This is a genomic window from Streptomyces sp. LUP30, from assembly GCF_001746365.1.
Lineage (GTDB): Bacteria > Actinomycetota > Actinomycetes > Streptomycetales > Streptomycetaceae > Streptomyces.
The window spans coordinates 138,531-164,146 of record NZ_MJAJ01000008.1 but is presented as its reverse complement, the minus strand read 5'-3'; the positions used below and the strand labels follow the sequence as shown (position 1 = coordinate 164,146).

Here is a 25,616-nt window from a genome sequence, read left to right as displayed (position 1 = left end):
TGACCGCCGCTCCGCTAGGTTCTGGGGGCCCGATCCGGAGCCCACCCCCTGGAGCGTGTCGGCGTGAGCAACTCGCAGCACCTCGAGTACGAGCCGTACGGCGGTGGCGGGCCGTACGTCGACCTGCACAACGCCGAGACGGTCGCGTACGGCGTGTACGCGGCCCCCGGGACCTACGACGACACCTACCGGCCCGCGTACGAGGCCTTCGAGCCGCCTCAGCCGCCTCCGCCGCGCCGGCCTCACGAGCCCTACCCGGCGCCCGCGCCGCACGACCCCTGCGCGCCGCAGGGAGCGCACGGGCCCTGGGCCGCCGACGAGGCGTACGCGCCCCCCGCGGCGCACGGGGCCCACGGATCGCACGACCCCTACGCGTCCCGCCCCCGGCCGCCCGAGACCCTCCAGCTGCCCGCGCCGCTGCCCGGACAGGACGAGCTGGGCGGGCGGGCCGCGCGCCGACGCAGATCCCGCTCCGCCGAGCGCCCGGAGTCGACGATGCGCCGGCTGCTCCCGCAGGCGCTCGTCGTCGCGTTCCTGGCCGGCGGCACCACCGCCTTCGTCGCCGAGGACAAGGCGGTCGAGCTGACCGTCGACGGCAAGCCGCGCACTCTGCACACCTTCGCCGACGACGTGGGCGAACTCCTGGCCGAGGAGGGCGTGAAGGTGGGTGCCCACGACGTGGTGGCGCCCGCCCCCGGCGCGGCCCTCACCAGCGGCGACGAGGTCGCCGTCCGCTACGGACGTCCCGTCCGGCTCACCCTCGACGGTCACCGCCACGACATGTGGACGACCGCGCACACCGTGGAGGAGGCGCTGCGGCAGCTCTGGGTGCGAGCCGAGGGCGCGTACATGTCCGTCTCGCGTTCGCAGCCCATCGGGCGCGCCGGCCTGGCGCTGGACGTGCGCACCGAGCGCTCCGTCACCGTCATGGCCGACGGCCGCGCCCGCACCGTCCGCACCAACGCGGCCACCGTGCGCGAGGCGGTGCAGGCGGCCGGGATCACCCTGCGCGGGCAGGACACCACCTCCGTCGACCCGGGCAGCTTCCCGCGCGACGGGCAGACCGTCACCGTGCTGCGGATCACCGGCTCCCAGGAGGTGCGCGAGGAGCAGATCCCGTTCCCGGTGCGCCGCACCGAGGACCCCTCGCTGTTCAAGGGCACGGAGGTGGTGGAGCGGGCCGGGCAGCCCGGGCTGCGCCGCATCACGTACGCCCTGCGCACCGTCAACGGGGTGCGGCAGCGGCCGCGGCGGATCCGCGACGAGGTGGTGCGGGCGCCGCGCACCCAGGTGGTGAAGGTCGGGACGAAGCCGCGGCCGACGTCCGTGCAGGGGGCCGACGGCCTGAACTGGCAGTCGCTCGCCGCCTGCGAGTCGGGCGGCCGGCCGAACGCCGTCGACTCCTCGGGCACCTACGGCGGGCTCTACCAGTTCGACACCCGCACCTGGCAGAACCTCGGCGGCAGCGGACGGCCTCAGGACGCGCCGGCGGAGGAGCAGACGTTCCGCGCGAAGAAGCTGTACGTGCGCCGCGGGGCGAGCCCCTGGCCGCACTGCGGGACGCGGCTGCACGGGTGAGGCCCGGCGGCGGCCGGGAGGGCCGGCGGACCCCCGTACCCTGGTCCCGTGAGTAGCAGCCCCACCCCCGACGCCCTCCTGGGCCCCGCCGACGTCCGCGAGCTCGCGGCGGTCCTCGGCGTGCGTCCCACCAAGCAGCGCGGCCAGAACTTCGTGATCGACGCGAACACGGTCCGCCGCATCGTCCGCACCGCGGAGGTCCGGCCCGACGACGTCGTCGTCGAGGTCGGCCCGGGGCTCGGCTCCCTCACCCTGGGACTGCTGGAGGCCGCCGACCGGGTCACGGCCGTCGAGATCGACGACGTCCTGGCCGGCGCGCTGCCCGCGACGATCGCGGCGCGCATGCCGCAGCGCGCGGAGCGCTTCGCGCTGGTGCACTCCGACGCCATGCAGGTGACCGGGCTGCCGGGCGCCGCCCCGACCGCGCTGGTCGCGAACCTGCCGTACAACGTGGCCGTGCCGGTGCTGCTGCACATGCTGGAGACGTTCCCGAGCATCGAGCGCACCCTCGTCATGGTCCAGTCGGAGGTCGCCGACCGGCTCGCCGCCGGGCCCGGCTCGAAGGTCTACGGCGTGCCGTCCGTCAAGGCCAACTGGTACGCCCGCGTCAAGCGGGCCGGCGCGATCGGGCGCAACGTCTTCTGGCCCGCGCCGAACGTGGACAGCGGGCTGGTGTCGCTGGTGCGGCGGACCGAGCCGATCGCGACCACGGCGTCGCGGCGCGAGGTGTTCGCCGTCGTCGACGCGGCGTTCGCGCAGCGCCGCAAGACCCTGCGGGCGGCGCTGGCCGGCTGGGCGGGCTCCGCGGCGCGCGCCGAGGCCGCCCTCGTGGCGGCCGGAGTCTCCCCGCAGGCCCGCGGCGAGGCCCTCACGGTCGAGGAGTTCGCCAGGATCGCCGAGCACAAGCTCCCCGAGGAGGCGTCCGCGTGAGCGTCACGGTGCGGGTGCCCGCCAAGGTGAACGTGCAGCTGGCGGTGGGCGCCGCCCGCGCGGACGGCTTCCACGACCTGGCGAACGTCTTCCTGGCGGTCGGTCTGTACGACGAGGTCACCGTGACCCCGGCCGCCGGGCTCCGCGTCACCTGCGAGGGGCCGGACGCCGCCCAGGTCCCCCTGGACCGCACGAACCTGGCCGCGCGGGCGGCGATCGCCCTGGCCGGGCGCTACGGCCGCACCCCCGACGTGCATCTGCACATCGCCAAGGACATTCCCGTCGCCGGGGGCATGGCGGGCGGCAGCGCGGACGGCGCGGGCGCCCTGCTGGCCTGCGACGCACTGTGGGGCGTCGGCGCGTCCCGCGAGGAACTCCTCGACATCTGCGCGGAGTTGGGCAGCGACGTGCCGTTCAGCCTGGTGGGCGGGGCGGCTCTGGGCACCGGGCGCGGCGAGAAGCTGACGGCCCTGGAGACCGGCGGCGCCTTCCACTGGGTGTTCGCGATGGCCGGGCGGGGGCTGTCGACGCCGGCCGTGTTCCGGGAGTTCGACCGGCTCACGGCGGGGCTGGACGTCCCCGAGCCGGTCGCCTCGCGCGAACTCCTCGACGCCCTGGCCAAGGGCGACCCGGATGCGCTCGCGGCCACCGTGTCCAACGACCTCCAGCCCGCGGCCCTCTCGCTCTTCCCCGAGCTGGCGGACACGCTCGCCGCGGGGAGGGCGGCCGGGGCGCTCGCGAGCCTCGTCTCGGGCTCCGGCCCCACCACCGCGTTCCTCGCCCGCGACCCCGAGGCCGCCGCCCGGATCGCGGGGGCGCTACGCACGTCCGGGACCTGCGGGAGCGTGCGCGTGGCGTCGGGCCCGGCACCGGGTGCGACGGTCGTCGGGGGCGCGGCGTAGCACTCCTGCCCTGCGGTGGCGCGGCCGTTCGGCTGCCGGTAATCGGGCTGCCGTGGGCGGCCCGCGCCCTCTAAGCTCCATCGGCCGGTCACACCGTGGGACCGGCCGGGGGAGGGATGCGCGTGAGGTCGACGGAACTGGTCGAAGCCGTCCGGCGGGGCGACGCCGAAGCGGCCGGGGAACTGCTGGCCGGCGGGGCGGACCCGGAGACCTGTGACCCGGCCGACGGTCTCCCCCTGCTCTGTGCGGCCGTCGCGGCGTACGACGCGAAGATCGCCGAGGCGCTGGTCGGGGTCGGCGCAGACCCGCTGCGCCCGCTGCCCGACGGCGGGGCCCCGCTGCTGCGGGCGGTGGACGGCGGCTCGACCGCCATGACCTCGGCATTGCTGCCGGAGACCGTGCGGCTGACGTTCGAACAGCGCACGGAGCTGCTGGACCGGGCCCGGTTCTGGACCGGCGCCGATCCGGAGGCCGAGCTGCGCCGCAGGACGGGCCTCCCGGGGCCGGCGGTGCGCGAGCGGGTCGAGGACCCGGACGGCTTCTGCCACTACGAGCAGATCACTCTGGGTGGGCTGACCGTGCGCGACGGCCATGCCGGGGTGCTCATCCTGCTGGAGGAGCGCTTCGGGAAGGGGGCGCCGTTCGACGAGGTGCTCGCGCGGGCGCTCGTGCGGCCGGACCGGGATCACGCGGTGTGGACGGAGGCGGTGGTCCGGTTGTCCTGGCGGCGGCACGAACCGACCTGGGCGGCCGCCGCCGGCCTGCGCGACCACCCGGACCGCGGGCGCCGCCTCTTCGCCGCGGACCTGCTGCGGCTCATGGCCGTCAGCGGCCCGCACGACGGCTCCCGGGCGCCCGCGGGGCGGGACTTCGCGCTGTTCTTCCCGTGGGCCTCGACGGAGGAGGACCCCGAGGTGCTGGCGCTCGTGCTGGACGCGGCGGCCGACGAGGGCGAGGAACACGCCGAGGAGATCGGGGCGCTCGGGCTGCGGTACGCGACCCACCCCGATCCCCGGGTGCGGTGCGAGGTGCCGTCCACCCTGTTCGGGTGGCGTGCGGGAGACGGGGGCGCGCAAACGCGTTCCGCGCGCCTCGACGCCCTCTACGCGCTGGCGCGTGATCCGGACCGCGCCGTACGCGAGCGGGCGGCCTACCAGTTGACGCACGTCGTCGGGGAGGCGCCCGGCCTCGAGGACGTGCTGGCCGGACTCCTCGACGACGAACTGCGGGAGACCCGGGTGCACGCGGCCCGCGGCCTCGCGCTGCGCGGCGACCCGCGCTGTGTGGAGGCCGCGCGTCGACTGCGCCCTCTCGAACCCGAGGGCTGGCCCGACAGCGACCTGATGCGGGCGATGTGGAGATACGAGGAGGCCACGGGGACCGCCGCCGAGCCCGGCTGAGGACCGGCGGACGGGCGCGGACTCGTGCAAGGGGCCGTCCGCCGGGGCTTGCGGGGTGCGGCGTCCGCCGGGGGCGCGCAACCGGCCGCCGTCCGCGGCCGGCCTCCGCCGGCACACCTCGACACCTGGGGGCGCGGGCCGACCGCGCACACGCCGCCGCTGAGCAGCGCGCACGCCCTTCACGGGTCGCGCGCTGGACATCGCGCGCTCCGGGGAGCCGTCTCCCCTCCCACACACCGCTCCGATCCCGGGGCCCCCGGCCCCCAGCCGGACGGGTGGGCGGGCGGTGCGGGCCGCCGGACTACCCTGGAGGGTCGATCGATCCCCCCGGGCAGGAGAGAAATGGCCGTCAATCTGGTCAATGTCGAGAACGTCAGCAAGGTGTACGGCACCCGTGCACTCCTCGACGGCATCTCGCTCGGCGTGTCCGAAGGGGACCGGATCGGCGTCGTCGGCCGCAACGGCGACGGCAAGACCACGCTGATCCGCATGCTGGCCAAGCTGGAGGACGCCGACACCGGCCGGGTCACGCACTCCGGCGGCCTGCGCATGGGCGTGCTCACCCAGCACGACTCCCTGGACCCGGCCGCCACCGTCCGGCACGAGGTCATCCGCGACCTCGCCGACCACGAGTGGGCCGGCAACGCCAAGATCCGGGACGTGCTGACCGGACTGTTCGGCGGGCTCGACCTGCCCGGCTTCCCGCAGGGCCTGGACACCGTCATCGGCCCCCTCTCCGGCGGTGAGCGCCGCCGGATCGCGCTGGCCAAGCTGCTGATCGACGAGCAGGACCTGATCGTCCTCGACGAGCCGACCAACCACCTCGACGTCGAGGGCATCTCCTGGCTCGCCCGGCACCTGCGCGAGCGCCGCTCCGCGCTCGTCTGCGTCACCCACGACCGCTGGTTCCTGGACCAGGTCTGCACCCGCATGTGGGACGTGCAGCGCGGCGACGTCCACGAGTACGAGGGCGGCTACTCCGACTACGTCTTCGCACGCGCCGAGCGCGAGCGCATCGCCGCGACCGAGGAGACCAAGCGGCAGAACCTGGTCCGCAAGGAGCTGGCCTGGCTGCGGCGCGGAGCCCCCGCCCGCACGTCCAAGCCGCGCTTCCGAGTGGAGGCCGCCAACGAGCTCATCGCGGACGTGCCGCCGCCCCGGGACAGCAGCGAGCTGATGAAGTTCGCCTCCTCACGCCTCGGCAGGACGGTGTTCGACCTGGAGGACGTCACCGTCCAGGCCGGACAGAAGGTGCTGCTCCAGCACATCACCTGGCACCTCGGCCCGGGCGACCGCATCGGCCTCGTCGGCGTCAACGGCGCCGGGAAGACCTCCCTGCTGCGGGCCCTGGCCGACGCCGCCCGCAGCGAGGGCGAGACACAGCCCGTGGCCGGCCGGATCGCCGTCGGCAAGACGGTCAAGCTGGCCTACCTCTCCCAGGAGGTCGGCGAGCTCGACCCGAACCTGAGGGTCCTGGAGGCCGTGCAGCAGGTGCGCGAGCGCGTCGACCTCGGCAAGGGGCGCGAGATGACGGCCGGGCAGCTGTGCGAGACGTTCGGCTTCAACAAGGACAAGCAGTGGACGCCGGTCGGGGACCTGTCCGGTGGTGAGCGCCGCCGTCTGCAGATCCTGCGCCTGCTCATGGACGAGCCCAACGTCCTCTTCCTCGACGAGCCCACCAACGACCTCGACATCGAGACCCTCACCCAGCTGGAGGACCTCCTCGACGGCTGGCCCGGCTCGATGATCGTCATCTCCCACGACCGCTTCTTCGTGGAGCGCACCACGGACCGGGTCTTCGCGCTGCTCGGCGACGCCGCCCTGCGGATGCTCCCGCGCGGCATCGACGAGTACATCGAGCGCCGGCAGCGCATGGAGGAGGCCGCCGCCGCCTCCGTCCCGGCCGCCGCGCAGAAGGCCGCGCCGGAGAAGAGCGCGGCCGACCAGCGCGCCGCCAAGAAGGAACTGCAGAAGATCGAGCGGCAGTTGGACAAGGCGTCTGAGAAGGAGGCCAAGCTGCACGCCCAGATCGCCGACCACGCCACCGACTTCGAGAAGGTCGCCGGACTGGACGCCCAGCTGCGGGAGTTGGCCTCCGAGCGCGAGGAACTGGAGATGCGGTGGCTGGAACTCGCCGAGGACGCGTGAAGGCTGCGTGAAGGCGCATAACGACGGCATCACGGGCCGGTCCTCCCTTGGGAACAGGGGCGGATCCGGCCCGTTGGCCTGTCGACGCCAGGTGATAGAAAGAGCCGTCTGCGTCCTACTGAAGACGGCTCCGGGTGGTCACTGACCCGGGGGCGTGGCTAAAAAACAGTGACAAGGGGGAACACGCTGATGGCTCAGCCGCCGGATCAGCCGCCGCAGCAGGGTGGTTTCGGAGCACCGCAGGACCGCCCGCAGCCACCGGCCGGACAGACGCCGCCGCAGGGCGGGTTCGCCGCACCGCAGCAGCCGCCGCAGCCGCCGCAGCCGCCCCAGGGCCCGCCCGCCCCGCCCTCGCCGCAGCCCGGCTACGGCTACCCCCAGCAGCCGGGACCGTACGCGCCGCCCCAGCAGCCGGGCCCCTACGGCCAGCCGGGGCCCTACGGCGGGCAACCCGTTCCGTACGGTCAGCAGCCCGGCCCGTACGCTCAGCCGAGCGGCCCCTACGGCCCGCAGCCCGGCTACGGCTACCCGCAGCAGCAGCCCCAGTTCCCCGGCGCGCCCGGCACCCCGCAGGGCGGCGGCCGCAACCCCTTCAAGGGCCGGCCCGCGCTGGTGGTGGGCGCCGCGGTGGCGGCGCTCCTGGTCATCGGCGGGACGGTGTTCGCGGTCACCAAGGGCGACGACAAGGGCGGCAAGAAGCCGGTCGCCGGACCGAGCGACGACGGCAAGGCCACGGCGAGCGACGCCCCGGTCAACCCCGGGGACGGCAGCGGCGACGGCGGCGGTGACGACGACCAGGACTTCAACGCCGGCCGCAAGGCCGGCGAGGCGAAGGTGCTCTGGTACAAGGAGGCGCCCGACGCCCCCGCATCCGGCGCCGACGCCCCCGGCATGTGGATCACCGCCAAGGCGGCCGTGAAGGCGGCCTACAAGGAACTCGTCGCGTACAACGTCGGCGACGGCAGGCCGACCTGGGCCGCCATCACGCTGCCGCAGAAGATCTGCGCGGTCACCCCGCAGAAGACGGCGGACGACAAGGTCGTCGTCGCGTACATGAGCGGCACCAGCGACCGCGCCAAGTGCAACCAGCTCCAGCAGATCGACCTGAACACCGGCGCCAAGGGCTGGACGGGCGTGGTCGCGGACGGCGCACTGTTCGACAGCGCGATCAGCGTGGAACTGTCGCTGTCCGGCAACACCCTGATGGTGGGCCGCTCGCAGTCCGGGACGGCGTACGACGTCCGCACCGGCAAGAAGCTGTACGACAAGCAGAAGTACGGCGACGCGTGCTTCCCGACCGCGTTCGCCGGCGGGACCCGGCTCATCGCGGTGGCGTCCTGCGACGCGAGCGACCCGACCGAGCACGACGAGATCCAGGAACTGGACCCGGCGACCGGCAAGGTCAGGTGGACGCAGAAGTTCACCAAGGGCTGGTCGGTCGCGAAGACGTACTCCGTCGACCCGCTGGTCGTCTACAGCACCGACGAGGACAAGAAGAGCTGGAACATCACGGTGTTCAAGCCGGACGGCTCGCTCCGTTCGCAGGTCCGCGTCGACGAGAGCTTCGCCCCCAAGTGCGAGGGCGGCTTCCTGCAGCGCAACCTCACGGGCTGCGCCGGCGTGGCCTCCGACGCAGGCACCCTGTACCTGCCGACCGAGACGAAGAGCGGTCCCAACGAGATCGTGGCGATCGACCTGTCCACCGGCAAGGAGAAGTGGCGCGTCAAGTCCCCGACGGACGAGGCGATGCTGCCGGTGAAGACCGAGGGCGGCCGGCTCGTGGCCTACGTGGAGCCGTCGTTCGAGGGGCCGGGCCGCGTGGTGGGCATCCCGACGGCCGGTTCCGCGCACACCCCGAAGATGCTGATGCAGCTTCCCAAGAGCACGGCCGACATCGAAAACAGCTTCTTCTCGCGGGACATCGACTGGGTCGGCGGACGCTTCTACATCTCCACCACCAGGCTGACGGGCAACGACGACACGAAGGAGAAGCTGATGCTCGCGTACGGCCAGTAGGGCGACCTGCCCCTTCCGGCCCGCCACCGTCGTCCAGGCCCGTCTTCCCGGGCTTCCCGAGCTTCCCCTGCTCGCGCAGCCTCCCGAGTTGTTCCGAGGTACCCACACCATGACCCAGCCGCCGCCTCCGCCGCCGAACGAGCCCCCGCAGCAGCCCTCGCAGCCGCCGCAGGGCGGATTCGGCCCGCCCCCGCAGGACGCCACGCCCCAGGACGCCACGCCCCAGGACGCCACGCCCCAGGACGCCACGCCCCAGGACGCCACGCCCCAGGACGCCCCGCCGCAGCCTGCCGGGCCCGACCTGACCAAGGCCCCGCAGCCGGGCTACGGGTACCCCCAGGCCCAGCCTCCGGCGCCCGCCCCGGCCCAGTCCCAGGGACAGCCGTCACAGCCGCCCCAGGCTCCCCAGCCGCCGCAGACGCCTCCCCCCGCGGCGCCCTCCGGGCCCCCGCAGCCCCAGCCGGGCTACGGCTACCCGCAGGCGCCGCCCCCGGCCGCCCCCGGCTACGGCTACCCCGCCCAGCCGGGCGCCCCCGCCCCGGGACCGGCCGCGTACGGCCAGCCCGCCACGGCGTACGGCCAGCAGCCGGGCTACGGCTACCCGGGCCAGCCGGGGCAGCCGGGCTATCCGGCCCAGCCCGGCTACGGGTATCCGGGGCAGCCGACCGTGCCCATGCAGCCGCAGGTCGGCGCGGGGTCCACCGGGTCCGGACGGAAGATCAACGCGCAGGTGGCGATCATCGTCTCCGCCGTCGCCGCGATCGCGCTCATCGTGGGCGGCGGCGTCTGGTACGCGAACTCCGGTCACGGCGGCAAGAAGGACGAGGCGAGCTCCGGCGGCGCGAACGGCGGCGGAGGGGACAAGGGCACGGGTGGCGCCGGAGGCGGCGGCACGACGGCGGGCGGCAGCGAGAAGGCGCCGGCCGACCCCGCCGCCAGCGTCCTGTTCAAGGTTCCGATGCCCGTGGTCAAGAAGGGCGCCAGCGTCGGCATCAAGGGCTCCTGGCTGACCGACAAGGCGTACGTGAAGACGAGCGTCAACGAGATCTCCGGATACGACCTGGTCAAGGGCACCAAGCTCTGGACGGTGCCGCTGCCCGGCCCGGTCTGCGAGGCCAGCAAGTTCGCCACCGCCGACCACCGCACGGCGGTCACCTTCCAGGCCAGCGCCGCCAAGACGGCCGGCTGCGACCAGGTCGCGGCGATCGACCTCGTCGCGGGCAAGCAGCTGTGGAGGAAGACCGTCGCGACCGGGGACCGCGCCGTCACCTTCGACAACGTGACGGTCAGCGCGAAGACGGTCGCCCTGGGCAGCACCGAGGGCGGCGCGGCCTTCGACATCGACACCGGCAAGCCGCTGTGGGCGCCGAAGCCGGCCGACACCTGCTACGACGACGGCTACGGCGGCGGTCCGAAGCTGGTCGCCGTGCGCAAGTGCGGCCCCTACGACAACCCCGAGCTGCACATCCAGACCATCGACCCGGTCTCCGGGAAGGTGATCTCCGAGTACAAGCTCGCCTCGGGCATCGAGTACGCGTCCGTCGTGTCCACCGACCCGCTGGTCGTGGCCGCCGACGTCGGCGACAGCGCCGGTGACGGCAGCGGCATCTCGGACTTCTTCTCCATCGACAACAAGACCGGCAAGCTGCGCACCCGCATCTCGGTGCCGGGCGACGACTACGCGGCCGACTGCGAAGGCATCACCCGGGTCGAGGCCTGCATGGGCCTGGCCGTCGGCAACGACCGGATCTACGTCCCGACCGAGGAGCACGACAGCGGCGGCGACCACAGCCGGACGAACGAGATCGTCGCCTTCGACCTGGCCACCGGCAAGCCCACCGGCCAGCGGGCGGACGCCGGCGACGGCTACACGATCTACCCGCTGCGCATGGACGGCGCGAACCTGATCGCCTACAAGCGGCCCCCCTACGACAAGGGCGGACAGGTCGTCAGCATCGACGGCGGCTCCTTCAAGGAGACCAAGCTGCTGGAGAACCCGGCCACGGACGAGGTGCACGACGTGGAGATCGCCATGTCCCCGGAGTACTCCGAGGTCCTCTTCGCCAAGGGACACCTGTACATGTCGGAGGTGTACGCCGACGACGGGGCGACGTCGAGCGGCGACCCGCAGTACCTCGCGGTCGGGTTCGGCACCGCGGGCAGCTGATCATCTTAATTGCCGTCGCGGCCCCGTCCCTGCTCAGGGGCGGGGCCGCGCACTTATCGCGCATGACCCTCGAATGCGAGGATTTTCGGCGATCCGGGGCACTTCTCTCCGGTAGGGGGAGCGCAACGTCGAACAAGCGTGTAGCTTCCTCGGGCATGAAGAGGGGGTGCCGGGGGGCGCCCCCCGTTGGTGCGTGTGGATCCGTGTGGGCATCCATGGGGGGACTGGGGGGTTGCTGGTGGGAGTGCGGCTGATGGTGGTCGACGACCACCGACTGCTCGCCGAGGCGCTGGCCTCGGCTCTCAAACTGCGCGGGCACCGGGTGCTCGCCGCGGCGGCCCCGGCCGCGGGCGCGGCGGAGCTGGTGATCACCCGTGCTCCGGAAGTGTGCCTGATGGGCACGGCGGTCCCGGCCGAGCCGGGCATCTTCGATCCGGTGGTGCGCATCAAGCGGGAGCGTCCGCAGGTGGCCGTGCTGGTCCTCGGGCCGGTGCCGAGTCCGCGCGGCATCGCGGCGGCCTTCGCGGCCGGCGCATCCGGCTACGTACGCCACGACGAGCGTATAGAGGGCGTGGAGCGGGCGATCATGAAGGCGAGGGCGGGCGAGGCGGCGGTGGCTCCGCAGCTGCTGCAGGGCGCGTTCAGCGAGTTGCTCAACCCGGCGGCCCAACCGGACGACGAGGGCCAGCGTCTGCTGCAGATGCTCACCCCGCGCGAGGTCGAGGTCCTGGTCCGGGTCGCGGACGGCGAGGACACCCGGCTGATCGCCGCCGGCATGCGCATAGCCCCGTCGACGGCCCGCACCCACGTCCAGCGGGTCCTGATGAAACTCGGCGTGGGCTCCCGCCTGGAGGCGGCTGCCCTGGCGGCCCGTACGGGCCTTCTGGACCGCGCGGGCCCACTGCCGCACGCGACCCGGCCCACGGAGACGGATCCGGAGCAGCCCGCATGAGAGCACGCGCGGTCGTCCGGCGCGGAGCACGGCTCGGCGCGCTGATCGGGGCATGGCCGGCCGGCATCGGCGGCGTCCTGTGCCTGGTCGCGGCGTTCGTCTTCCTGACCGGCGGCCTGTACGGCACCGCGCGGACGCTGACGGCTGCCGCCGGACTCGCCGTGCTCGGCAGCCTCGCGGTCGGCCTCGCCGTGGGCACGGCCACCGGCCTCGCCCTGGCGCTCGCCCCACGGCGGCTGCTCGCCCGGCCCGTGCCGCGAGGCCTGCTGGCCGCCGTCACCGCGGGCCTGCCGCTCGCCGTGCTCTCCGTCGTCCTGCTCACCGGAGACGGCTACACCCTGGCGAGCTACCCGCCGTCGACGCACATCGTCAACGGGGCGGTGATCCTGACGATCGCCCTGGTCGCGGCCGCCCACAGCGGCGAGATCGCGGGCTGCGACGCCGAGGGGCGTGCCGCCGAGGGCTGATCAGCGGCCCAGACCGGCGCGTATCCCTGCCAGGAGGTGGGCGAGGGCGGCGGGGGTGGTGGTGAGAGCGGTCCCCGGCTCCTCGCTCTCCCGAAGGTGCAGGGCCGCGGGGGCGGGGGAGGCGGCGAGTTCTACGCAGGTGTCCCCTTCGCCGCCGTCGGAGAACGTCGATTTCTGCCAACGCAGCTTGTGGTCCACGAAGTTGCCTCACAGTTCCTTCGTCAGGCGATGAATGAAGTCGCGTGACGCAACCGGGTCCAGCGACGCGTCCTCCACTCTACGAAGAAGTGTTCGGAGTCGTTCCAGCTGGGGCTCTTCATCAATGAATACAACCCCGGTGGGAGCGTCCCGGAGGCCGGTGTCCAGTCGAGGCACCGAGCCTCTGGCGTACACCATCGAGGCACCGGCCCCGGCGAAACCGTCCTGATCGGTGGGGATGACCCGCACAGCGGCGTGGCCCTGCTCGATCTGGTCCAGAATCCAATGGAGTTGGGCGACGGCGGTCTGGCGGTCGGCCACGCGGACGCGCAGGGCGAACTCGTGGACGATCGTCTCGTAGGGGGTGGAGGCGTCGCCTTCGAGGACGCAGCGTCTCCTCAGTCGGTACTCGACGCGGGGTTCGAGCTCACTCTCGGACAGCTCCGGGCGCATGTACCGGAAGACCGCTCGGGCGTAGTCCGGGGTTTGCAGGAGTCCTGGGACTCGGTTGATGACGATCTCGCGCAGGGACGTCGCGTGATGCTCCGCCTCGGCAACGTCCAGGTTCACCTGGGGCAGGACGCCGCGGTACTCGTCCCACCAGCCGCGCGAGCGATCGCCCGCCATGGCGGCAAGCGCGTCGATGAACGCCTCGTCCGTGCAGCCGTAATGGGCGGCGAGACGTCGGATGCGTTCCGCGCTGACGGCAGCGATGCCCGCTTCGACCTGACTCATCTGCGCGGACGTCGAGTTCAGGAGCGCCGCCACTTCGCGCGCTTTCAATCCGGCCGCTTCGCGTAGCTTGCGCAGCTCGGTCCCCAGGCGCACCTGTCGCGCGGTGGGATGGCTCCTCGCTGCCATGTGCTCCCCAACGTCCTTGTGGTCATGCCTCTTTCGGGTGCCAGATTACGGCAATGGCTTGCAGGGGCAGAAATTATTGCCTTACCTTCGGTGACGCACCGCACACGCTGCGGAAGTGCACCGCTCCGCCCTGCCAGGGCGGCTGAGGCAGGCCACCGCCGGTGCGTCCGAATCCCCACGCCCCTCCTGGAGCTGACCCATGCCCGCCGCAGCCCACTCCGTCGACCCCGGCGACTCCTGGGAGTACTCGCTCTACATCCCGAGCGACCCCCGCGCCGTCACCGTCTGCCGCCGCACCCTGCGTCTCGTCCTCACCCTGCACGGGCTGATCGGCCTCCTCGACACCGCGGAGCTGCTCGCCTCGGAGCTGATGTCCAACGCCGTCCTGCACACGAAGGGCCCCGCCTGTCTGCGGCTGCGGTTCCGGGACGGCGTGCTCCAGATCGGGGCGTGGGACGCGGACCCCGAGCCGCCCGAGCCGCCGTGCCGGCTGGAGGAGGTGACCGGCGCGGAGAGCGGGCGGGGGATGGGCCTCGTCCGGGCCTGCGCCGACGTCTGGCACTGGCAGCCGCTCTCCCGCATGGGGCGCCGCGGCAAGCTCGTGTGGTGCGAGCTGGCCGTCGCGTGAGGCGCGCGGATGGGCGTCCGCGGAGGTGCGGATCGGATCATCGCACCATACGGTCGGTGATCGTACCGCTCCATTCAGTGACGAAGCCTGTCACTCAGCCGGAAAAGGGAATGTAATGCGCAAGCTTCACAAGACCGTGCTCGTGGCTGCCATGATCGGGACCCTCGGCCTCGCCGGGGCCGGAACCGCCTCCGCCCACGGCTCGGGCTCGGACGGCGACTCCAGGCAGTGCGCCAATCACGTGGAGAACATCTCGTTCGGTCTGATCAACATCCCGAACCTGAACCTCCCGCTGCTCGGGTCCTCGTCGAACCAGACCGCGACCCAGCAGATCTGCAACAACGGTGACGACGCCGTCAACGCGAACGTCGCGAGCCACGAGGACTAGAACGACGGGGGCGGCTCCGGGGCCGGAGGGCGAAGGCCCGGCTCCGGAGCCGCCCCGCTCCACCGCCGCTACTCGCCGCGCGGGTGGTCCCCCTCCAGGGCCTCCGGCGGCAGGGTGGGCGTCACCGGGGCCACCGGCCGCAGCTTCAGCCAGACCAGGAAGAAGACGCCCAGGGCCAGCATGCCCAGGCCGGTCCACAGGTTGATGTTGATCCCCTGGGCCTTGTCGATCTCCGCGTCGCTGTCCGTGATGCCGGCGATCGTGACGATCACGCCGTAGACGACGAACAGGCCGCCGATGATGCGGCGCAGGTCGAAGATGCGGGCCGCGGTCGCGGACTTGTGCTCCAGCTCGGTGACCTCGCGCTGGACGTCGGCCTCGGAGTACCCCGCGCGCCGCAGCCGCTCCGCGGCGGCCTCGGCGCTCTCGGACGGTTCGAATTGCTCGGACATGGCGTTTCCATCCTCCCGCAGGTGTCGCGAGGGCTCAGAACGAGAACGGGATGTAGCAGAGGGCGGCCAGGATCATCGCGCCCCAGCCCAGCAGCGCCGGACGGCGGTACCACGCGTCGTCGCCCGCGGCCGGCGGCTCGGCCATGCCGGGGGAGACGGTGCCGTAGACCAGGCCCTGGAGCTCCTCGTCCGGCTTGGGGGCCGTGAACAGCGACACGATCACCATCACGACCGCACCCGCCACGAAGCCCGCGATCGCGGAGACGAAGTTGGCGCCCTGGTCGGTGGGGATGCCGATGACGTCCTGCTTGTAGAGGACGAAGTAGTTCACCATCGCGGCGGTGGTGCCCGCGAGCAGGCCCCAGAAGCCCGACTTCTTCGACGCCCGCTTCCAGAACATGCCGACGATGAAGACGACGAACATCGGCACGTTGAAGAAGGAGAAGAGCGTCTGGAGGTAGCTCATGATGTTGGAGAAGGACGACGCCAGGAACGCCGTGCCCACCGACGCGGCCACGCCGATCGCCGTGATCAGACGGCCGAACCGCACGTAGTAGCCGTCCTCCCGGCCCCGCACCACGTACTTGGCCCAGATGTCGGTCGTGAACACCGTGTTGAACGACGAGATGTTCGCCGCCATGCCCGCCATGAACGCGGCCAGCAGACCCGTCACCGCGATGCCCAGGACACCGTTCGGCAGCAGTTCCTGCATGAGGTAGGGGATCGCGTCGTTGTACTGCAGGTCCGAGCCGCTGGTGCCGATCTTCGGGACCAGGACCGCCGCCACCAGGCCCGGGATCATCACCAGGAAGACGATGAAGATCTTCGGGAAGGCCGCGATGAGCGGGGTGCGCTGGGCCGCGGAGAGGTTCTTCGCCGACAGGGCGCGCTGCACCTCGGCGAAGTTCGTCGTCCAGTAGCCGAAGGACAGGACGAAGCCGAGGCCCAGCACGATCGTCAGCCAGTTCGCGCCCAGCGGGTTGGCGCTGCCGATGCCGGTGCCGCCCCACGCGGTCACGAAGTTGTCCCCGTGGGTCGCGGTCAGCTTGTCGCTCAGGCCGTCCCAGCCGCCCACCTTCTTCAGGCCCAGCACCGACAGCGGGATCAGGGCCGCCAGGATCACGAAGAACTGCAGGACCTCGTTGTAGATCGCCGAGGACAGGCCGCCGAGCGTGATGTACGCCAGCACGAAGAAGCCCGCGACCACGATCGCCACCCACTGCGGCCAGCCCAGCAGCGCCTCGACGACGATCGCCAGCGCGTACAGGTTCACCCCGGCGATCAGGATCGCCGCGAAGGCGAAGAGGGCCGAGCTGAGCAGGTGGGCCGCCTTGTCGAAGCGCAGGAGCAGCATCTCCGGGACCGAGCGGACCTTGCTGCCGTAGTAGAACGGCATCATCACCAGGCCCAGGAACACCATCGCCGGGATGGCGCCGATCCAGTACCAGTGCACGGTGTACGCGCCGTACTGTGCGCTGTTCGCGGCCATGCCCAGGATCTCGGTCGCGGCCAGGTTGGCCGAGACGAACGCGAGACCGGTGATCCAGGCGGGCAGTGAGCGGCCGGAGAGGAAGAAGTCGAGGGTGGTCTTCACCGATCTGCGGGCGGCGAAGCCGATGCCCAGGACCACGACGAAGTAGATGCCGAGGATCGTGTAGTCCAGCCAGTTCGTCGGGAGGCGCAGCTCCGCCGCCAGCTGTGGCGCCGAGTGTGTGGGGGTTCGCATGCCCTGCTCACTTCTTTTGGTGTTCTTTGTTTGGTTGTGGTGATGACTCGCCTGGGACTTTGTGGTTTTATGTGTTTGGTTCTGTTGGAAGCTTCGCTAGGTGTACGGGTCTAGGTCCGCGGATCTAGAGGTACGGAGGAGAGTCGCGGTGAAGAAGACCTCGACCCGCTTGGCCGACGGTCGTGAGCTGATCTACTACGACCAGCGGGACGACGCGGTGCGCGACGCGGTGGACAAACGTCCGCTGGACCCCACGGTCACCACTTCGGAGGTACGGCGCGACCCGCTGCTCGGCGACTCCATCGCCGTCGCCTCGCACCGGCAGGGACGTACCTACCACCCGCCCGCCGACGAGTGCCCGCTCTGCCCCTCGCAGGGCGACCGGCTCAGCGAGATCCCGGACTCCTCGTACGACGTCGTCGTCTTCGAGAACCGTTTCCCCTCCCTGGCCGGCGACTCCGGGCGCTGCGAGGTGGTCTGCTTCACCTCCGACCACAACGCCGCCTTCGCCGACCTCACCGAGGAGCAGGCGCGTCTGGTCCTCGACGCGTGGACGGACCGGACGTCCGAGCTGTCGCATCTGCCCTCCGTGGAACAGGTGTTCTGCTTCGAGAACCGCGGCGCCGAGATCGGCGTGACACTGGGTCACCCGCACGGGCAGATCTACGCCTACCCCTTCACCACCCCCCGCACCGCCCTGATGCTGCGTTCGGTCGCCGCGCACAAGGAGGCCACCGGAGGGGAGAACCTCTTCGACGCCGTCCTGGAACGCGAACTCGCGGGCGAGCGGGTCGTCCTGGAGGGTGAACACTGGGTCGCCTTCGTGCCGTACGCCGCCCACTGGCCGTACGAGGTGCACCTCTACCCCAAGCGCAGGGTGCCGGACCTGCTGGCCCTCGACGAGGACGCGCGCACAGAGTTCCCCCAGGTGTACCTGGAACTCTTGAGGCGCTTCGACCGGATCTTCGGCGAAGGTGAACCGCCCACGCCGTACATCTCCGCCTGGCACCAGGCGCCGTTCGGCGCGCTGGAGGAGTTCGAGGGCGTCAACCGCGACGACTTCGGGCTGCACCTGGAGCTTTTCACCATCCGTCGCACGTCCGGCAAGCTGAAGTTCCTCGCGGGCTCCGAGTCCGGCATGAACGTCTTCATCAACGACGTGCCGCCGGAGTTCGCGGCCCGGCGACTGCGAGAGGTAGCGAGTTCATGAGCGGCACCACCGGCAGCGGCACCACCGGCACGAGCGGCAAGTATCTGGTCACGGGCGGCGCGGGCTACGTCGGCGGCGTCGTCGCCCAGCACCTGCTGGAGGCGGGCCACGAGGTCGTCGTCCTCGACAACCTCTCCACCGGCTTCCGCGAGGGCGTCCCCGCGGGCGCCACGTTCATCGAGGGCGACATCCGCGACGCGGGCAAGCACCTCGACGACTCCTTCGACGCGGTGCTCCACTTCGCCGCGTTCTCGCAGGTGGGCGAGTCCGTCGTCAAGCCGGAGAAGTACTGGGAGAACAACGTCGGCGGCACCATGGCGCTGCTCGGCGCCATGCGCGAGGCGGGCGTGCGCAAGCTGGTGTTCTCGTCCACCGCGGCCACCTACGGCGAGCCGGAGCAGGTCCCGATCGTCGAGACCGCGCCCACGAAGCCGACCAACCCGTACGGCGCCTCCAAGCTCGCCGTCGACCACATGATCAGCGGCGAGGCCGCGGCCCACGGGCTCGGCGCCGTCTCCCTCCGGTACTTCAACGTGGCCGGCGCGTACGGCGCGCAGGGCGAGCGCCACGAACCCGAGTCGCACCTCATCCCGCTCGTCCTCCAGGTCGCCCAGGGCCGCCGCGAGGCCATCTCGGTCTACGGCGACGACTACCCGACCCCCGACGGCACCTGCGTGCGCGACTACATCCACGTCGCCGACCTCGCCGAGGCGCACCTGCTCGCCGTCGCGGCCGCGCAGCCCGGCGAGCACCTGATCTGCAACCTCGGCAACGGCAACGGCTTCTCCGTCCGCGAGGTCGTCGAGACCGTCCGCAAGGTCACCGGACACCCGATCCCCGAGGTCGCGGCCCCGCGCCGCGCCGGGGACCCGGCCGTCCTGGTCGCCTCCGCGGCCACCGCCCGCGAACGGCTGGGCTGGAACCCGTCCCGCGCGGACCTCGCGGGTATCGTCGCGGACGCCTGGAAGTTCGCGCAGCACATCGCCGACGGCGCAGGGGAGCGGTAATGGGGGCAGAGCAGGTCCGGGACGGCTTCGTCGAGCTGTACGGCACGCGACCCGACGGGGTGTGGGCTGCGCCCGGCCGCGTCAACCTCATCGGTGAGCACACCGACTACAACGACGGCTTCGTGATGCCCTTCGCGCTGCCGCACACCGCCGTCGCCGCGGTCTCCCGGCGCACGGACGGCGTCCTGCGGCTGCACTCGGCCGACCTCGACTCCGGCGTCGCCGAACTGCGCCTGGACGAGCTGACGCCCGAGTCCGACAAGGCCTGGACGGCGTACCCGGCCGGTGTCGTGTGGGCCCTGCGCGAGGCCGGCCACCCGGTGACCGGCGCCGACGTCCACCTGGCGTCGACGGTCCCGTCGGGCGCGGGCCTGTCCTCGTCGGCGGCCATCGAGGTCGTCGTGGCGCTGGCGCTGAACGACCTGTTCGAACTCGGGCTCCAGGGCTGGCAGCTCGCCCGGCTGTGCCAGCGCGCCGAGAACGTCTACGTCGGCGCCCCCACCGGCATCATGGACCAGACGGCGTCCGCGTGCTGCGAGGCCGGCCACGCGCTGTTCCTCGACACCCGCGACCTCTCCCAGAAGCAGATCCCCCTCGACCTGGCCGCCGAGGGACTGCGCCTGCTGGTCGTCGACACCCAGGTCACGCACGCCCACAGCGGCGGCGAGTACGGCAAGCGGCGGGCCGGCTGCGAGAAGGGCGCCGCCCTCCTCGGCGTCGACGCGCTGCGCGACATCGCGTACGCCGACCTGGCCGCGGCCCTCGACCGCCTCGGCGACGAGGAGGAGGTCCGCCGGCTGGTCCGCCATGTCGTGACGGAGGACCAGCGCGTCGAGCAGGTCGTCGCCCTCCTGGAGTCGGGCGGCGACACCCGTGCCGTGGGGCCGGTCCTGACGGCGGGTCACGCCTCGCTCCGGGACGACTTCCGGGTCTCCTGCCCCGAGCTGGACCTCGTCGTCGACACCGCGCTCGCGCACGGTGCGCTGGGCGCGCGGATGACCGGCGGCGGCTTCGGCGGCTCGGCGATCGTCCTGGCCGAGGCCACCGACGTCGAGGCGCTCACCAAGGCCGTCGGCGAGGCGTTCACGGCCGCGGGCCTCAAGGCTCCGCGGGTCTTCGAGGCGGTGCCCTCGGCGGGAGCGCGACGCCTGAGCTGAACCGGCGTCGAGCGGACGTCACCACCGGGGTGAGGCGGAGGGCGCCTCACCCCGGTTCGTGCGTGAGGCGCTTGGTCAGCGTGTACTCCGTGATGCCCGGCGGGTAGTCCTCGATCACGCACACCACCTGGTAGCCGTGCCGCCGGTAGAACTCCGGGGCCTGGAAGTCCCAGGTCTCCAGGCGGACCCGGGTGCAGCCCCGTTCGTCGCGGGCGGCGCGCTCCGCCTCGGCGAGGAGCCTGGAGCCCAGGCCCGCCCCCCGGTGACGGGCGTCCACCCACAGCTGGGCGACGTGCAGCCAGGCCGTCCAGGTGTGGCCCACCAGACCGCCGGCCAGCTCGCCCCCGGGCCCGCAGGCCCACACGTGCAGCGGCGACTCGCGTGCCGCCGGGGTGCCGCGCAGGGCGCGCAGGACCGGTGAGGCCTCCGTGTTGGCGGCCAGAAGCCGGGAACGGAGAAGATCGCGCCGAGTCCTGTCGACTTCTGTCTCAAGACGGAACATGCGGCACACCATAAACGCGTCCGCGAATTAGTTCTGCACATTGCCTTCCGCTGTCGGCCCACAGCTCTACGCTGTGAACAACACCGGTGGGGGCCGGTGCTGATCAGGGGGCGGGACAGCCGGGTACGACGCCCGCGGTGGGGGTAGCAGTGTCTGCACGGCGGCGGCCGTGCGGCCAGGGCGCTCCCTGTGGGCGCCGTATCCGCGCCGGTCGTCGTTCTCCGTGTGCTCCGCCGTACTCCGTGTGTTCCGTGTTTTCCGTGTTTTCCGTGTTCCCTGGTGTTCTCCGTCTCCGGACCTTTGGGGTATCCCCTGCTCCGTCAAGGAGCTTGGGGAAGGGGGTTTCGTGGTTCGCATCCGTGTACTGGTCGTCGACGACCACCGCATCTTCGCCGAGTCGCTCGCCGCGGCGCTGGCCGCCGAGCCGGACGTCGACGTGTCCGCGGCGGGCAGCGGCCCGGCGGCGCTGCGCAGTCTGGAGCGCGCGGTCGCCGAAGGGCGCCGGTACGACGTGCTGCTCGTCGACGCCGACCTGGGCGGCACCCTGCCCGGCATACGGCCCGCCGTACCCGTGCAGGAGGTGGGCGAGGACGGCCTCGTCGACGGGATATCGCTGGTCACGGGCGTGCGCGGCGCACAGCCCCACATCCGGATCGTCGTGCTCGCGGAGAAGGACGACCCGCGCCGCGCGGCACTCGCGTTGCAGGCGGGGGCGTCCGGCTGGGTGGCGAAGGACTGCTCGCTCTCGCGCCTGCTGACCGTCATCAGGGGTGTGCTGCGCGAGGAGACCCATCTGCCTCCCGCCCTGCTCACCGGCGTTCTGCGGGAGTTGACGGCCGCCCGCAAGCACCGCACCGAGAGCGAACGTCTGGTGGAGTCCCTCACGCCGAGGGAACGCGAGGTGCTGCGGTGCATGGTGGCGGGACTGGGGCGCAAGGCCGTCGCCGAGCGCCTGTTCCTGTCCCCGCACACCGTCCGCACCCATATGCAGAACGTCCTCGGCAAACTGGGCGTGCACTCGACCCTGGCGGCGGTCGCCCTCGCGCGCCGGGCGGGCGTGGGACCGGTGGACCTAGCCGGGGATGTTGTCGAACGGGGCGGTCAACTGGCGTAGCAGGCCCGCCAGTTCGCCGCGCTGGGCCTGGGAGAGCTCGGCCAGGATCGCCCGCTCCTGGTCGAGCAGGCCGGCGAGCGCCTGGTCGGCGCGGTCCTTGCCGTCGTCCGTGAGGCGGACGAGCACGCCCCGCCGGTCGCTCGGGTCCGGCAGCCGCTCCACCAGGCCCTTCTTCGCGAGGCGGTCGATGCGGTTGGTCATCGTGCCCGAGGTCACCAGCGTCTGCGTCAGCAGTTGCCCGGGCGAGAGCTGATAGGGCGCTCCCGCGCGCCGCAGCGCCGTCAGGACGTCGAACTCCCACGGCTCCAGCTGGTGCTCGGAGAACGCCAGCCGGCGCGCCCGGTCCAGGTGCCGGGCCAGCCTGCTCACTCGGCTGAGTACTTCCAGCGGCTCCACGTCGAGGTCCGGGCGCTCCCGGCGCCACGCTGCGACCAGCCGATCGACCTCGTCCTCCATGACGATCAGTGTAGTGGTTGTGTCGACATGAAGTCTCTTGATGTGAAGTCTCTTGACGTCGAGATAAATCGGAGGGAGAGTCGGATCATGACGACCAACCCCTCCTGGGACCCGGCCCAGTACCTGCGCCACGCCGGCCATCGCGCCCGCCCCTTCGCCGACCTCCTCGCCCGCGTCCCGGTCCTGCCCCGCGAACCACCCCGCATCGCCGACCTCGGCTGCGGCCCCGGCAACGTCACCGTCGTCCTCGCCGACCGCTGGCCCGACGCCCGGATCACCGGCTACGACAATTCGCCGCAGATGCTCGCCGACGCCGCCTCCCACGCGGGCCCGCACCTCGACTTCGCCCACGCCGACCTCACCGACTGGACGCCCGCCGAGAGCTACGACCTGCTCGTGTCGAACGCCGCCCTCCAGTGGGTCCCCGGCCACCTCGACGCCCTCGCCGGCTGGCTGGACGGCCTCGTCCCGGGCGGAACCCTCGCCTTCCAGGTCCCGCACAACGCCGACGCGCCCCTGCACGCCCTGATGCGCGAGCTCGGCGGCAGCGCCCGCTGGAAGAGCCGCCTCGGCCACGTACTGCGCCACGAGGACTCCGTCCACGCACCCGGCGTCTACCTCGACCGGCTCGCCCGCCTCGGCTGCGCCGCCGACGTGTGGACCACGACCTACCTGCACGTCCTGCAGGGCGAGGACCCCGTCCTGGACTGGGTCAAGGGCACCGGACTGCGCCCCGCCCTCGACGCCCTCGCCGACGACCCCGAGGCCCGCGACGCCTTCGTCGCCGAGTACCGCGACCTGCTGCGCGAGGCCTACCCGAGCGCCGGGTACGGCACCGTCCTGCCGTTCCGCCGCCTGTTCGCCGTCGCCACCAAGGCGGGCTGAGATGATCGCCGCCGTCGACCACGTCCAGCTCGCCGCCCCGCCCGGCTCCGAAGACCTCCTGCGCCCCTTCTACGTGGACGTCCTCGGCATGACCGAGATCCCCAAGCCGCCCGCGCTCGCGGCCAACGGGGGATGCTGGTTCCAGGCCGGATCCGTCCAGCTCCACCTGGGCACGGAGCCCGGCTTCACGCCGTCCCGCAAGGCCCACCCCGGACTGCGCGTCACCGGCATCGAGGCGTACGCGGCCCGGCTGGCGCGGCACGGCACGCAGATCGCCTGGGACGACGCCCTGCCCGGACACCGCCGCTTCCACACCCACGACCCCGTCGGCAACCGACTGGAGTTCCTGGAGCCCGACGACGGGCGATCCGACGAGTGCGGTGTTTGAGACCCGCCAGGCGGGTCACCCGCTGTGTAGAGAGCGCACGCAAACCTGACTGGGAGTGATGAACAGTGGCAGGCGAGCAGAAGTCCAAGGCGAAGATGGAACAGGCCAAGGGCAAGGCCAAGGAGACGGTCGGCCGCGCCGTGGGCAACGAGAGGCTCGAAGCCGAGGGCCGCGCGGACCAGGCCAAGGGTGACGCCCGACAGGCCAAGGAGAAGACGAAGGACGTCTTCAAGCACTGAGCAGCACATGCGCTGAGCGAGCACGCAGACGCCGCGCAACGCGGACAGACGCCGCGCAACGCGGACAGGCCCCCCGTCCCGACGGACGGGGGGCCTGTCCGCATGCGTCGAAGCGCCCGATGCCGACGGCGCCGAATCGGCTCAGCTCTTGCGCCGCCCGATCAGGTGCGGCTTGGCCTCCAGGCCGTCCAGACCGTGCCAGGACAGGTTCACCAGATGCGCCGCCACCTCCGCCTTCTTCGGGCGGCGCACGTCCAGCCACCACTGGCCGGTCAGTGCGACCATCCCCACCAGGGCCTGCGCATAGAGGGGGGCCAGCTTCGCGTCGAACCCGCGGTTCTTGAACTCGCGGCCCAGGATGTCCTCCACCTGCGTCGCGATGTCGGAGATCAGCGAGGCGAAAGTGCCCGTCGACTGCGGGATGGGGGAGTCGCGCACCAGGATCCGGAAGCCGTCCGTGTACTCCTCGATGTAGTCCAGCAGCGCGAACGCCGCCTGTTCGAGCAGCTCACGGGGATGGCCCGCCGTCAACGACGACGTGACCATGTCCAGCAGCCGGCGCATCTCCCGGTCCACCACGACCGCGTACAGCCCCTCCTTGCCGCCGAAGTGCTCGTACACCACCGGCTTGGACACCCCGGCCTTCGCCGCGATCTCCTCCACCGACGTGCCCTCGAAGCCCTTCGCCGCGAAGAGGGTGCGACCGATCTCCAGCAACTGCTGACGACGCTCCGCCCCCGTCATCCGGGTGCGACGCGCGCGCCGCGGACTCACTTCACCGCTGGGACTGGAGGTGTTGCTGGGATCGGTCGCCACGCCGTCAATCATGCCGCCTCGGCGGTCGCCCTCCCCTGCCGGGAGCCGCCCTCACCGGTGTCACGGCGTGAATCGATACGCGAGCGTGACGGCCAGCGCACGTCGTACGCCCAGCCGAGCATCTCGAACCACCGGATGAAGCGCGCCGAGGAGTCCACCTGGCCCCGCATCACCCCGTGCCGCGCCGACGTCGGGTCGGCATGGTGCAGGTTGTGCCAGGACTCGCCGCAGGACAGGACCGCCAGCCACCACACGTTGCCGGAGCGGTCCCGGGACTTGAACGGACGCTTGCCCACCGCGTGACAGATCGAGTTGATCGACCACGTCACGTGGTGGAGCAGCGCCACCCGCACCAGCGAGCCCCAGAAGAACGCCGTGAACGCGCCCCACCAGGACATCGTCACCAGCCCGCCCACCAGCGGCGGGATCGCCAGCGACACCACCGTGAACAGGACGAACTGACGGGAGATCGCACGGATCGCCGGGTCCTTGATCAGATCCGGCGCGTACTTCTCCTGCGACGTCTGCTCCTCGTCGAACATCCATGCGATGTGAGCCCACCACAGGCCCTTCATCAGCGCCGGCACGGTCTCCCCGAACCGCCACGGCGAATGCGGATCGCCGTCCGCGTCGGAGAACTTGTGATGCTTGCGGTGATCGGCCACCCAGCGCACCAGCGGCCCCTCCACCGCCATGGAGCCCATGACCGCCAACGCGATCCGGAGCGGCCGCTTCGCCTTGAACGAACCGTGCGTGAAGTACCGGTGGAAACCGATCGTGATGCCGTGGCAGCCGAGGAAGTACATGAAGACCATCAGCCCCATGTCCAGCCAGCTCACCCCCCAGCCCCACGCCAGCGGCACCGCCCCCAGCACCGCGAGGAACGGAACGACGATGAAGAGCAGAAGCATGATCTGCTCGATCGACCGCTTCTGCTCGCCACCGAGCGTGGCGGAAGGCGTGGTGGCGCCGTCGGGCGACTTCGACGGGTCTTCGATCACGTTGGAGCCTGTGGTCATGCGCGTCCCC

Annotated in this window: 26 protein-coding genes; 18 read left to right on the top strand and 8 right to left on the bottom strand. The window is 72.0% G+C overall.

What is annotated here, in order from left to right:
- Window positions 1–63 precede the first annotated feature (63 nt).
- The 9 genes from BG482_RS10275 (at window position 64) to BG482_RS10235 (ending at window position 12,560) form a co-directional block, all read left to right on the top strand.
- The gene (locus BG482_RS10275) at window positions 64–1,578 is read left to right on the top strand and encodes a resuscitation-promoting factor (protein ID WP_069768626.1); all 1,515 of its coding nucleotides are present in this window, start codon (window positions 64–66) and stop codon (window positions 1,576–1,578) included.
- 48 nt (window positions 1,579–1,626) lie between these two features.
- Window positions 1,627–2,508: a 16S rRNA (adenine(1518)-N(6)/adenine(1519)-N(6))-dimethyltransferase RsmA gene (gene rsmA / locus BG482_RS10270; protein ID WP_069768625.1), complete on the top strand. Its 882-nt coding sequence runs from the start codon at window positions 1,627–1,629 to the stop codon at window positions 2,506–2,508.
- Window positions 2,505–3,410, top strand: a complete 906-nt coding sequence (locus BG482_RS10265; protein ID WP_069768624.1) for a 4-(cytidine 5'-diphospho)-2-C-methyl-D-erythritol kinase — start codon at window positions 2,505–2,507, stop codon at window positions 3,408–3,410. Before rsmA ends, BG482_RS10265 begins: the two co-directional genes overlap by 4 nt.
- A gap of 122 nt (window positions 3,411–3,532) precedes the next feature.
- The gene (locus BG482_RS10260; RefSeq protein ID WP_256096324.1) at window positions 3,533–4,810 is read left to right on the top strand and encodes a hypothetical protein; all 1,278 of its coding nucleotides are present in this window, start codon (window positions 3,533–3,535) and stop codon (window positions 4,808–4,810) included.
- Between the two features lie 342 nt (window positions 4,811–5,152).
- Complete coding sequence (locus BG482_RS10255; RefSeq protein WP_069768623.1) at window positions 5,153–6,958, top strand: ABC-F family ATP-binding cassette domain-containing protein; 1,806 nt, start codon at window positions 5,153–5,155, stop codon at window positions 6,956–6,958.
- Window positions 6,959–7,147: 189 nt separating this feature from the next.
- Entirely contained in the window at window positions 7,148–8,974 is a 1,827-nt protein-coding gene (locus tag BG482_RS10250; protein WP_069768622.1) for a PQQ-binding-like beta-propeller repeat protein, read from the top strand.
- A 109-nt stretch (window positions 8,975–9,083) separates the two neighbouring features.
- Complete coding sequence (locus BG482_RS10245; protein ID WP_069768621.1) at window positions 9,084–11,141, top strand: PQQ-binding-like beta-propeller repeat protein; 2,058 nt, start codon at window positions 9,084–9,086, stop codon at window positions 11,139–11,141.
- A gap of 253 nt (window positions 11,142–11,394) precedes the next feature.
- The gene (locus BG482_RS10240) at window positions 11,395–12,093 is read left to right on the top strand and encodes a LuxR C-terminal-related transcriptional regulator (RefSeq protein ID WP_069768620.1); all 699 of its coding nucleotides are present in this window, start codon (window positions 11,395–11,397) and stop codon (window positions 12,091–12,093) included.
- Window positions 12,090–12,560, top strand: a complete 471-nt coding sequence (locus BG482_RS10235; protein WP_069768619.1) for a hypothetical protein — start codon at window positions 12,090–12,092, stop codon at window positions 12,558–12,560. Before BG482_RS10240 ends, BG482_RS10235 begins: the two co-directional genes overlap by 4 nt.
- Here BG482_RS10235 and BG482_RS10230 read toward each other — a convergent pair whose 3' ends face one another.
- Window positions 12,561–12,758, bottom strand: coding sequence for a DUF397 domain-containing protein (locus tag BG482_RS10230; protein ID WP_069768618.1), 198 nt, complete (start codon window positions 12,756–12,758; stop codon window positions 12,561–12,563).
- Window positions 12,759–12,767: 9 nt separating this feature from the next.
- Window positions 12,768–13,619 carry a helix-turn-helix transcriptional regulator gene (locus tag BG482_RS10225; protein WP_069768617.1) on the bottom strand — a complete coding sequence of 284 codons (852 nt, stop codon included), beginning with the start codon at window positions 13,617–13,619 and terminating at the stop codon, window positions 12,768–12,770.
- A 199-nt stretch (window positions 13,620–13,818) separates the two neighbouring features.
- On the opposite strand from BG482_RS10225, the gene BG482_RS10220 reads away from it, so the two are divergent.
- Together BG482_RS10220 and BG482_RS10215 are read left to right on the top strand one after the other, a co-directional pair.
- A complete protein-coding gene (locus BG482_RS10220) occupies window positions 13,819–14,247 on the top strand; it encodes an ATP-binding protein (protein ID WP_069768616.1) in 429 nt (142 codons plus the stop codon).
- A gap of 115 nt (window positions 14,248–14,362) precedes the next feature.
- Window positions 14,363–14,635, top strand: a complete 273-nt coding sequence (locus BG482_RS10215) for a hypothetical protein (protein ID WP_069768615.1) — start codon at window positions 14,363–14,365, stop codon at window positions 14,633–14,635.
- A gap of 68 nt (window positions 14,636–14,703) precedes the next feature.
- On the opposite strand, the gene BG482_RS10210 is transcribed toward BG482_RS10215, so the two are convergent.
- Window positions 14,704–15,087 (bottom strand): hypothetical protein, encoded by a 384-nt coding sequence (locus tag BG482_RS10210; protein WP_069768614.1) that lies wholly within the window; start codon window positions 15,085–15,087, stop codon window positions 14,704–14,706.
- A gap of 34 nt (window positions 15,088–15,121) precedes the next feature.
- Window positions 15,122–16,813 carry a sodium:solute symporter family protein gene (locus BG482_RS10205; RefSeq protein ID WP_069768613.1) on the bottom strand — a complete coding sequence of 564 codons (1,692 nt, stop codon included), beginning with the start codon at window positions 16,811–16,813 and terminating at the stop codon, window positions 15,122–15,124.
- Window positions 16,814–16,961: 148 nt separating this feature from the next.
- Here BG482_RS10205 and galT point away from each other — a divergent pair, with 148 nt between their 5' ends.
- From galT to galK, 3 genes are read left to right on the top strand one after another with little or no spacing between them, the layout of a single operon-like run.
- Entirely contained in the window at window positions 16,962–18,023 is a 1,062-nt protein-coding gene (galT, locus tag BG482_RS10200) for a galactose-1-phosphate uridylyltransferase (protein WP_069768612.1), read from the top strand.
- Window positions 18,020–19,030, top strand: coding sequence for a UDP-glucose 4-epimerase GalE (gene galE / locus BG482_RS10195; RefSeq protein WP_069768611.1), 1,011 nt, complete (start codon window positions 18,020–18,022; stop codon window positions 19,028–19,030). The genes galT and galE overlap by 4 nt, the downstream gene beginning before the upstream one ends.
- A complete protein-coding gene (gene galK, locus BG482_RS10190; protein ID WP_069768610.1) occupies window positions 19,030–20,187 on the top strand; it encodes a galactokinase in 1,158 nt (385 codons plus the stop codon). The genes galE and galK overlap by 1 nt, the downstream gene beginning before the upstream one ends.
- A 46-nt stretch (window positions 20,188–20,233) precedes the next feature.
- Here galK and BG482_RS10185 read toward each other — a convergent pair whose 3' ends face one another.
- On the bottom strand, window positions 20,234–20,701 hold the full coding sequence (locus BG482_RS10185) for an N-acetyltransferase (RefSeq protein WP_069768609.1): 468 nt from the start codon (window positions 20,699–20,701) through the stop codon (window positions 20,234–20,236).
- Window positions 20,702–21,035: 334 nt separating this feature from the next.
- Here BG482_RS10185 and BG482_RS10180 point away from each other — a divergent pair, with 334 nt between their 5' ends.
- On the top strand, window positions 21,036–21,803 hold the full coding sequence (locus BG482_RS10180) for a response regulator transcription factor (RefSeq protein WP_069768608.1): 768 nt from the start codon (window positions 21,036–21,038) through the stop codon (window positions 21,801–21,803).
- Here BG482_RS10180 and BG482_RS10175 read toward each other — a convergent pair.
- Complete coding sequence (locus BG482_RS10175; protein ID WP_069768607.1) at window positions 21,762–22,259, bottom strand: MarR family winged helix-turn-helix transcriptional regulator; 498 nt, start codon at window positions 22,257–22,259, stop codon at window positions 21,762–21,764. The genes BG482_RS10180 and BG482_RS10175 overlap by 42 nt on opposite strands.
- Before the next feature lie 87 nt (window positions 22,260–22,346).
- On the opposite strand from BG482_RS10175, the gene BG482_RS10170 reads away from it, so the two are divergent.
- The 3 genes from BG482_RS10170 to BG482_RS10160 all read left to right on the top strand — a co-directional run bounded on the left by BG482_RS10170 (window position 22,347) and on the right by BG482_RS10160 (window position 23,771).
- Window positions 22,347–23,144 carry a trans-aconitate 2-methyltransferase gene (locus tag BG482_RS10170; RefSeq protein ID WP_069768606.1) on the top strand — a complete coding sequence of 266 codons (798 nt, stop codon included), beginning with the start codon at window positions 22,347–22,349 and terminating at the stop codon, window positions 23,142–23,144.
- A gap of 1 nt (window position 23,145) precedes the next feature.
- Window positions 23,146–23,532, top strand: a complete 387-nt coding sequence (locus BG482_RS10165) for a VOC family protein (protein ID WP_069768605.1) — start codon at window positions 23,146–23,148, stop codon at window positions 23,530–23,532.
- A 65-nt stretch (window positions 23,533–23,597) separates the two neighbouring features.
- On the top strand, window positions 23,598–23,771 hold the full coding sequence (locus tag BG482_RS10160) for a CsbD family protein (protein ID WP_069768604.1): 174 nt from the start codon (window positions 23,598–23,600) through the stop codon (window positions 23,769–23,771).
- Window positions 23,772–23,912: 141 nt separating this feature from the next.
- Here BG482_RS10160 and BG482_RS10155 read toward each other — a convergent pair whose 3' ends face one another.
- Together BG482_RS10155 and BG482_RS10150 are read right to left on the bottom strand one after the other, a co-directional pair.
- Complete coding sequence (locus BG482_RS10155) at window positions 23,913–24,599, bottom strand: TetR/AcrR family transcriptional regulator (protein ID WP_069768603.1); 687 nt, start codon at window positions 24,597–24,599, stop codon at window positions 23,913–23,915.
- Window positions 24,596–25,606 (bottom strand): fatty acid desaturase, encoded by a 1,011-nt coding sequence (locus tag BG482_RS10150; RefSeq protein WP_069768602.1) that lies wholly within the window; start codon window positions 25,604–25,606, stop codon window positions 24,596–24,598. Before BG482_RS10150 ends, BG482_RS10155 begins: the two co-directional genes overlap by 4 nt.
- Between the last annotated feature and the right edge of the window lie 10 nt (window positions 25,607–25,616).

What these genes read in the sequence shown, in the direction of transcription:
- BG482_RS10240 (WP_069768620.1), top strand. Translation starts at nt 11,395, where the DNA reads ATGGTGGTCGACGACCACCGACTGCTCGCCGAGGCGCTGGCCTCGGCT.
- BG482_RS10150 (WP_069768602.1), bottom strand. Translation starts at nt 25,606, where the DNA reads ATGACCACAGGCTCCAACGTGATCGAAGACCCGTCGAAGTCGCCCGAC.
- BG482_RS10220 (WP_069768616.1), top strand. Translation starts at nt 13,819, where the DNA reads ATGCCCGCCGCAGCCCACTCCGTCGACCCCGGCGACTCCTGGGAGTAC.
- BG482_RS10215 (WP_069768615.1), top strand. Translation starts at nt 14,363, where the DNA reads ATGCGCAAGCTTCACAAGACCGTGCTCGTGGCTGCCATGATCGGGACC.
- BG482_RS10245 (WP_069768621.1), top strand. Translation starts at nt 9,084, where the DNA reads ATGACCCAGCCGCCGCCTCCGCCGCCGAACGAGCCCCCGCAGCAGCCC.
- BG482_RS10235 (WP_069768619.1), top strand. Translation starts at nt 12,090, where the DNA reads ATGAGAGCACGCGCGGTCGTCCGGCGCGGAGCACGGCTCGGCGCGCTG.
- BG482_RS10170 (WP_069768606.1), top strand. Translation starts at nt 22,347, where the DNA reads ATGACGACCAACCCCTCCTGGGACCCGGCCCAGTACCTGCGCCACGCC.
- BG482_RS10250 (WP_069768622.1), top strand. Translation starts at nt 7,148, where the DNA reads ATGGCTCAGCCGCCGGATCAGCCGCCGCAGCAGGGTGGTTTCGGAGCA.
- galK (WP_069768610.1), top strand. Translation starts at nt 19,030, where the DNA reads ATGGGGGCAGAGCAGGTCCGGGACGGCTTCGTCGAGCTGTACGGCACG.
- BG482_RS10205 (WP_069768613.1), bottom strand. Translation starts at nt 16,813, where the DNA reads ATGCGAACCCCCACACACTCGGCGCCACAGCTGGCGGCGGAGCTGCGC.
- BG482_RS10255 (WP_069768623.1), top strand. Translation starts at nt 5,153, where the DNA reads ATGGCCGTCAATCTGGTCAATGTCGAGAACGTCAGCAAGGTGTACGGC.
- BG482_RS10175 (WP_069768607.1), bottom strand. Translation starts at nt 22,259, where the DNA reads ATGGAGGACGAGGTCGATCGGCTGGTCGCAGCGTGGCGCCGGGAGCGC.
- BG482_RS10225 (WP_069768617.1), bottom strand. Translation starts at nt 13,619, where the DNA reads ATGGCAGCGAGGAGCCATCCCACCGCGCGACAGGTGCGCCTGGGGACC.
- BG482_RS10185 (WP_069768609.1), bottom strand. Translation starts at nt 20,701, where the DNA reads ATGGTGTGCCGCATGTTCCGTCTTGAGACAGAAGTCGACAGGACTCGG.
- BG482_RS10165 (WP_069768605.1), top strand. Translation starts at nt 23,146, where the DNA reads ATGATCGCCGCCGTCGACCACGTCCAGCTCGCCGCCCCGCCCGGCTCC.
- galE (WP_069768611.1), top strand. Translation starts at nt 18,020, where the DNA reads ATGAGCGGCACCACCGGCAGCGGCACCACCGGCACGAGCGGCAAGTAT.
- BG482_RS10210 (WP_069768614.1), bottom strand. Translation starts at nt 15,087, where the DNA reads ATGTCCGAGCAATTCGAACCGTCCGAGAGCGCCGAGGCCGCCGCGGAG.
- BG482_RS10155 (WP_069768603.1), bottom strand. Translation starts at nt 24,599, where the DNA reads ATGATTGACGGCGTGGCGACCGATCCCAGCAACACCTCCAGTCCCAGC.